The 617-nt window shown below is 40.4% G+C and carries 1 protein-coding gene; it reads left to right on the top strand.

The features are described from left to right. Positions 1 to 119: 119 nt before the first annotated feature. The gene (gene tnpA, locus ACQEXR_RS20350) at positions 120 to 554 is read left to right on the top strand and encodes an IS200/IS605 family transposase (RefSeq protein WP_427021060.1); all 435 of its coding nucleotides are present in this window, start codon (positions 120 to 122) and stop codon (positions 552 to 554) included. Positions 555 to 617: the final 63 nt, after the last annotated feature.

The raw sequence follows: 617 nt of genomic DNA, 5'->3' as shown, positions 1-617 counted from the left end.
TTTTCAGCCCTAAACCACCTACTTCAGTAGGTGGTTATCATTCAGTGAGGCTTTGCCTGTAGTTCTACCCATGTTAAATGCTCCCTTGATTTTTAGCGAAGTCAAAGAGGACAAATAACATGAGTAGATACAATCAAGCTTCCCACGTATTTTGGAGATGTCAATATCACATAGTGTGGACGCCAAAATACAGATTTAGGCTCTTGAAGAACAATGTAGGCAAAGAAGTTTATCGGTGTATAAATGTTTACTGTAATCAACTTGGATGCGAAGTTGTTGAGCTGAACGTCCAAGTTGACCACGTGCACTTAGTCGTAAAGGTTCCACCCAAGCTATCAATATCCAAGTTGATGGGCGTATTGAAATGCAAAATAGCCTTAAAGCTCTTCAGTAAGTTTCCATATTTGAGGAAAAATAAGCTTTGGGGTAATCACTTTTGGCAAAGGGGCTATTTTGTCGATAGTGTAGGAATTAATGAAGAAATCATTCGACGTTATGTAAGACATCAGGAGAAGAAAGAGCGCGTGGAACAGCAACAATTAGCGCTGGACTAAACAAAGGCCCCCTTTTAGGGGGCTCACACAAAGCCACCTTCTTTAGAAGGTGGTAATTTACTT

This window comes from Vibrio sp. TRT 2004, assembly GCF_050113735.1.
Classification (GTDB): domain Bacteria; phylum Pseudomonadota; class Gammaproteobacteria; order Enterobacterales; family Vibrionaceae; genus Vibrio.
This window is presented reverse-complemented; position numbering and strand designations above follow the sequence as displayed.

Coding starts and splice junctions, on each gene's coding strand:
- tnpA (WP_427021060.1), top strand. CDS start 120: ATGAGTAGATACAATCAAGCTTCCCACGTATTTTGGAGATGTCAATAT.